5 protein-coding genes are annotated in these 6,619 nt (G+C 44.8%); 2 read left to right on the forward strand and 3 right to left on the reverse strand.

What is annotated here, in order from left to right; genetic code table 11:
* The first annotated feature begins 133 nt into the window (after positions 1–133).
* On the forward strand, positions 134–361 hold the full coding sequence (locus Q4Q54_RS20680; RefSeq protein ID WP_012090366.1) for a hypothetical protein: 228 nt from the start codon (positions 134–136) through the stop codon (positions 359–361).
* A gap of 18 nt (positions 362–379) precedes the next feature.
* Here Q4Q54_RS20680 and Q4Q54_RS20685 read toward each other — a convergent pair whose 3' ends face one another.
* The 3 genes from Q4Q54_RS20685 to hemE all read right to left on the reverse strand — a co-directional run bounded on the left by Q4Q54_RS20685 (position 380) and on the right by hemE (position 5,319).
* On the reverse strand, positions 380–1,183 hold the full coding sequence (locus tag Q4Q54_RS20685; protein ID WP_063884474.1) for an SDR family oxidoreductase: 804 nt from the start codon (positions 1,181–1,183) through the stop codon (positions 380–382).
* A gap of 75 nt (positions 1,184–1,258) precedes the next feature.
* Positions 1,259–3,838: an EAL domain-containing protein gene (locus tag Q4Q54_RS20690; RefSeq protein ID WP_311989454.1), complete on the reverse strand. Its 2,580-nt coding sequence runs from the start codon at positions 3,836–3,838 to the stop codon at positions 1,259–1,261.
* Positions 3,839–4,254: 416 nt separating this feature from the next.
* Positions 4,255–5,319 carry a uroporphyrinogen decarboxylase gene (hemE, locus tag Q4Q54_RS20695; RefSeq protein ID WP_063884476.1) on the reverse strand — a complete coding sequence of 355 codons (1,065 nt, stop codon included), beginning with the start codon at positions 5,317–5,319 and terminating at the stop codon, positions 4,255–4,257.
* A gap of 457 nt (positions 5,320–5,776) precedes the next feature.
* On the opposite strand from hemE, the gene rsd reads away from it, so the two are divergent.
* Positions 5,777–6,256: a sigma D regulator gene (gene rsd, locus Q4Q54_RS20700; RefSeq protein ID WP_106648308.1), complete on the forward strand. Its 480-nt coding sequence runs from the start codon at positions 5,777–5,779 to the stop codon at positions 6,254–6,256.
* Positions 6,257–6,619: the final 363 nt, after the last annotated feature.

Here is a 6,619-nt window from a genome sequence, read left to right on the forward strand (position 1 = left end):
CTGATAAACCTCGCTCTGGCGGGGTTTATTTTACCTGAAAAATGTGACCTAAAGCACATACCTAGGCTCAGATGACGTGCACCATCAAGCTTCTTATATTTTTAACAATCATAAAAATTAATAGGGTAAATATATGGGTTATTCGATAAAAGATCTTATTTATCAAGGTGAAAAATCAGGCGTGCATAACTGGCAAACCCTAGAAGGAGCCAGCTTTTACTGGCATCCAGATTGGTTTCATATTGCAGAGGATATGACGGGCCATATGGCCACTGCAACTATCGAAAAGCAAGGGGAAAAAGCAACGCAAAGCGAGGCTGAACAGTCAATCATTACGCATCTGAATAAGAGTGGCAAATAGCTTGTAATGCCAAAGATGTTAGTGCCCGGAGGCGATCGCCCTGCGGGCAATTTTATCGATTAAACCTGGCGCGATCAGCTTAAGCCAACGCCCCAAACGGCCACGAAGTGAAGTGATAAGTTGTCGGCCCCGAGTCGCAATCACAGGTAGCATCATATTGGCGCATTGCTCGGCCGTCAGTATCTTAGCTTCTTGCATCGGTGACTTGCCTAAAGGATTACCTGCACCATCGAGGGCACGTTTGTGAATTTGTGACACCACAAAATCGGGGCAAATTACCGTCACTGCCACATTATCGTCCGCGAGCTCAATCCGCAACGAATCGAAAAAGCCAATCACAGCATGTTTAGAAGCGGCATAACCGCTACGAGTTGGAACGCCCGTTAATCCAGCGACGGAGGCCACTACCACCACTTGGCCCTTACTGGCCTTTAAATGAGGTAACGCGGCATGGGTCAAATACGCGGGTCCAAGATAATTCACCCGCATAATGTCTTCAAGTACAGACAGCTGAGTCAGCTCGTCGAAACGTGACCACATGGTCATGCCGGCATTATTAATTAAAATATCGAGATGTCCGTAATGCGCGACCGTGGCTTCTATCAAGGCTTCGCACTGCTCAGCACGAGAAACATCGGCAGCAAATACAAAAGGAGGCGGACCATAATTAGCGATTTCTAAGGCGAGTGAAGCGAGACGTGTTTCATTGCGTGCACTGATCACGAGCTGGCAGCCCATTCGCGCCATTGCCACAGCGAGTGCTCGACCAATACCTTCTGAAGCACCCGTGATGATCACGACCTTGCCAGTGAGTCCATCCATAGTCATTCCTTTGTTATCGCTATGTTAATTACATCTTTAGCTAAATTGGCATAATCACACTAAAAGCGCAATCCATCACGCGCGTTGTGCAAGCCTCATCTCATATTGTTCACGATAATTCGCTAAGGGTTGTGGGCGCCCTATCGCATAACCTTGCGCGTAATTAATGCCAATGCTCAATAATCTGTCGATAATCTCCTGATTTTCAACAAATTCGGCCACAGTCTCGATCCCCATGACCCGACAAACATCCTGAATCGATTTAACGATAGCGTAATCTTTGGCGTTCACGGCAAGATTCTTGATAAAACAACCATCGATTTTGACATAATCGACAGGTAATTCACGCAAATAGCCGTAAGAGGCGAAACCACTGCCAAAATCATCCAAGGCAAACGAGAAGCCAAGCTTACGTAACTGCTTCAACATTTCCATACCACGATTGCGATTTTGGATCGCGGTGGTTTCAGTAATTTCAAAGCAAATACATTGACTTGGAATATCAAAAATATGCTGCTGCTGGGCGATATATTCCACCATACCTTCGGCGCCTAAACTATTGCCAGAAAGGTTGATCGAAATACAGTGATCAGGCCAAAGCACCGGGTGCAAAGATAACCATAAAAAGGCTTTGCGGATCACTTCTTTATCTATGTCAGGCATCAGCTTAAAGCGTTCAGCCGCGGCAATAAACTGCGCAGGCGCCAAAATACGGCCACAGGGTTCTTGAATTCGCAGCAGGATTTCCATGCGTTGTCGCTGTGGACCGCTGCCTAACCCACGGATCGGTTGGTAATACAGAATTAGCTCGTTTTCTTCAATCGCCTGCGCGATACGTACCGCCCACTTAGGCGCGTTTCTTTGGTAAGTGAGCTCTTTATCTTTATCATCGTAAAAATGAATTTGATTGGCGCCCTTAGCTTTAGCGGCAATGCAGGCAATATCCGCGTCTTTCAATAATTCTTGGGCATCAATATAGGGCGCACGACCAAAGGCGACACCTATGCTGAGACCAACTTTATAGTTACAGTTTTTGTCATTCAGCACTTGCATGGAGACTTGCGCAATCATTTGCTTCAGTAATTGCGCCACAGATAAAGCACTGCGATTACAAATCACTAAACCGAACTCATCGCCACCAAGGCGCGCCAATAGCTCCTGTGGCCCAAGACAAGCCTGCATAGCCTTAGCCACCATAGCGAGCATACGATCGCCTGCAGTATGGCCACAGCTGTCGTTAATCAACTTGAATTGCTCTAAATCGAGATAACAAACGGCGATGGTTTTAGCTGAAGCGGCAAATTGGGGTAACTGCTCATCAAATGCCTGACGGTTTAGCAGCCCTGTAATGCTATCGAAATTTGCCCTTTTTTGTAGCTGGTGTTTAAGTAACTCTTCTTGAGTGATATCCCGCAATACCACGACAGTACCAACAATTTCTTTATCGTGATTGCGCAGATTGCTGATACTGCGCTCCATAATCCGAGGCGAAGCAGTTAATAGCTTGATTTTCTCGACCTGTGGTGATGATTCGCCAAGACGAATACAAGTGAAGACCGCCTGATTCAACTGATCGCCAGCCTTTAACAGGCTTGCGAGGCTCTGATCTAGGGCATAACAACTGGCGACATCCAGAAGCGACTCGGCCCGCGGATTCATATAAATCACTTTGGCATCGACGTCGGTTAAAATCACCGCTTCTGCAATAGATTCTAAGGTGATTTTCGCGCGTTCTTTCTGTTGATAAATTCTGGCCAGCAAGCTATTAACGCGGCTGGCAAGCACTTTTAATTCCTCATTACCCTCACTGGTGACAGGTTGATAGACACTGGACATAGGATCGACCAGCGCCAATTGCCGCATCAAGTTTTTAAAGGGTTTGAGTAAACCTGAGCGCAGCCAAATATAGCCAAGGCCAACAATAAATACGCCAAAAAGAATAAACCCGAGCGATACCCAATCGAGCTTAAATTTCACCTCTTGGAAGGGCCCCTCGGAGAACTGCACTTGCAGGTAAACAGGTTTGTCTTTTAACAGGCTGGGTATTTCAATGGTGTCACTATGAACGCCCTCAACACTTGCCGTGACAGCGTTAGAGTGACTCATAGTCACTTTAGTTACCAATAAGGCCTGCGCATATTCAAGTAAGTCATTATCGGTCAACTGACGCACCAGCAGTACAGATTCATTAGGTGCAGAAGCCACGGCGGTAATGACATAAGCCTGCCCACCAATCAAATATGCACCAGCAACACTGGGCTTATTAGCGCTAATAATGGCGCTGGCAATTTCCCGCAGCTCATTAGACGCAAAAGTATATTCATTGGGGAAAAAAGTCTGCAGTTCGCCTTGGCGTAAAATATACCAACTAAGGTTGGCCGACATTGAACTATCGTGCCACGAGGACTCTAGCTTTTTTAGTTGCACTTCATCTAACTGCGACAAAGGTAAAGCGTAGATATTCGTGAGAAAGGTTAAGCGGTCAACATCAATTTGAAACTGCTGCTGGATATTAGCAAGTTCACGATTAGCACTGTCTTGGCGCAATAGCTCGACGCGATGATCGTACCAACACCCCAGACAATAGGAGACAATGACCACCGCGGGGAGACAAAAGCCCGCAATAAATACCAATATTTTCTTGCCAATGTGCATCTCTTACCACGGCTTGTTATGACTAAATTGATTGACGGCCTTGCATAATCCTTCACTGCGCCATGCAACATATCTCATTTGCGAATAGTATTAAACATCACTTCGCTTTAGTCGTTGCTAAAGTAGACATTTTCATGCAATCAAATCAATTTTATACCTTTGATTTAAAAATAAAATTTATAAAATAAACGATTATGAATTTTACTCTTTATCAAGATAATTCACACATAATCAGAATGTGAATATAGGGTGCTTAAGTCGTTATCTAAATGTAAGACTCATTAAGCTCGCAGACGATAGAAATCACCACATACGCTCATCCATAAAGATACCTTCGCCAGAAGCTCCAACGCTATCAAACCCAAATGTCAGAAATAAAACAGGCCCGCAAGCGGGCCTGTTTCGCAAACCAAAAATTACTTATGGTATTGCTTTGATTGCGCATGAACCGCCTTGATAAAAGCGCCGGCATGCTCTGGATCGACATGCTGATGGATGCCATGACCTAAGTTAAATACATGGCCAGTACCCTCACCATAACCCGCTAGGATATGGCCCACTTCTTCTTCGATACGTGGAATTGGTGCATATAACATTGAAGGGTCCATGTTGCCTTGCAATGCAACTTTATGGCCTACACGGCGACGGGCATCGGCAATGTCTACAGTCCAATCCAAACCTAACGCATCACAGCCAGTTTCTGCCATCGCTTCTAACCACAAACCACCACCTTTAGTGAACAGCGTCACTGGCACTTTGCGGCCATCGGCAAAACGTGTCAGACCATCGACAATCTTCTGCATATAACGCAAAGAAAACTCACGGTAAGCAGAGTGCGATAACGCGCCGCCCCATGAGTCAAAAATCATTAGTGATTGTGCACCATTAGCCACTTGGGCATTCAGGTATAAGATCACTGAATCGGCTAATTTATCTAACAGCATGTGTAATGCCATTGGCTCAGCGTAAGCCATCTTCTTAATTTTTTCGAAAGTTTTGCTCGAGCCGCCTTCAACCATATAAGTTGCTAGGGTCCAAGGTGAACCAGAAAAGCCAATTAACGGCACTGCGCCATTCAGTTCACGGCGAATAGTGCTAACGGCTTTCATCACATAACCCAGCTCATCTTCTGGATCTGGAATTGAGAGCTTTTTGATCGCATCGATAGTGTCTGTAGGGCGTTCGAAACGTGGGCCTTCACCCGCCTCAAAATACAAACCTAACCCCATTGCATCGGGCACTGTTAAAATATCGGAAAACAAAATCGCCGCATCGAGATCATAACGACGTAAAGGTTGCAGCGTGACTTCACAGGCAAGCTCATGATTTTTACACAAAGACATGAAGTCACCCGCTTGAGCGCGAGTAGCTTTATATTCAGGAAGATAACGGCCAGCTTGACGCATCATCCACACAGGGGTCACATCGACAGGCTCTTTTAGTAGGGCGCGTAAATAACGATCATTCTTTAATTCTGCCATTGGGCTTGGTTCCTAGTCTTATTGAGATCCGCTGGGTCGGTAGTTTAGCATTTACGCGAATAATGTAACCTTTATGTGCAAATATATGTGAGCTATTCCCCATCGTCGGCGTCGATTTGACCATATAAATTGGAAATTGTTATCCAGATAACATACTGCTGATTTATTCGTAACGAAGTCACACTCAGACAGAAAAAAGTTGCGCTGGTTCCCTGCCTTTGGTATAAAAAGTCTGCGCTAGCAAGAACAATCAAGAAGCTCGTCGCATCGAGCCTGCTATAAACTTTACTCACCCAACGATAGGTTTCTATCGTTGGGTTTTTTATTTGTATTTTTTGATGCAAAACAGCTGGTTTGTCCATTTCGTCATTCTCGCAAATTCGCATGAAAAGAGTTGATCGATTAGCGACTTGTCCCTACATTAGAGTTATGTGCTGGCACTTAAATGGAATGCATCATGCTGAGAGAACTTGAAAAAGCGGAACAGAAGTGGGGCGGCTCAAATAAGCTTATTGATCAATGGCTAAAAAACCGTCGAAAACTGTTAGTGCATTACTGCCAAATTGCTGGGCTTCCTCCTTACAGTAAATCAGAAAAATCACTTCCCTCGTTCGAACATGTTAAATCTTTCTGTGACTTATTAGTGGACTATGTCTCTGAAGGCCATTTCGAAGTCTACGATAGAGTCGTTAATGCCTGTAGTGAATATGGTGAATCAAGCAAAACACTCGCGCAACAAGTATTGCCAAAAATAACGCCAACCACGAATGCGGCATTAGACTTCAACGATAAATATGCGGAAACTCAAGACGATCTCGTGTTGTATCAACTCGATAAAGATTTATCTGAACTTGCCCATAACATGGAAACTCGCTTCGAACTCGAAGATGAACTACTCGAAGTACTCCACCGTAAGCATTCAGAACACACCCAGTAAGCCTCAATCAATTTAAGCGCACTTTGTTGTGTTCGGTGCGCTTATCTTGACCAATCCAACGACTATCGAAATATATGGGCTCACTAACAAGTAATGGCTCATTAGAAACGTCGGTTAAAACCTATCTCTAGAAACTGCAACTAAATATGAAATGCTCTTTACGCACCTCGCCCATCAAAGAGATACACTTTAACGCCTCAGTTAAGTGTTAACTAACCTAGCCAGTGAACGCCAAGAGCAGTCTGTAATAACTTTATGAGCGGCACACACGGACTCGCGCAAACGTATGCGCATTTCTCTGATTTAACTATGGCAGCGATGTTGTGGGATTATGCATGTTCTTCATGATTATAACGTGATAAT

Source organism: Shewanella sp. SP2S2-4 (assembly GCF_031932025.1).
GTDB lineage: Bacteria > Pseudomonadota > Gammaproteobacteria > Enterobacterales > Shewanellaceae > Shewanella > Shewanella baltica.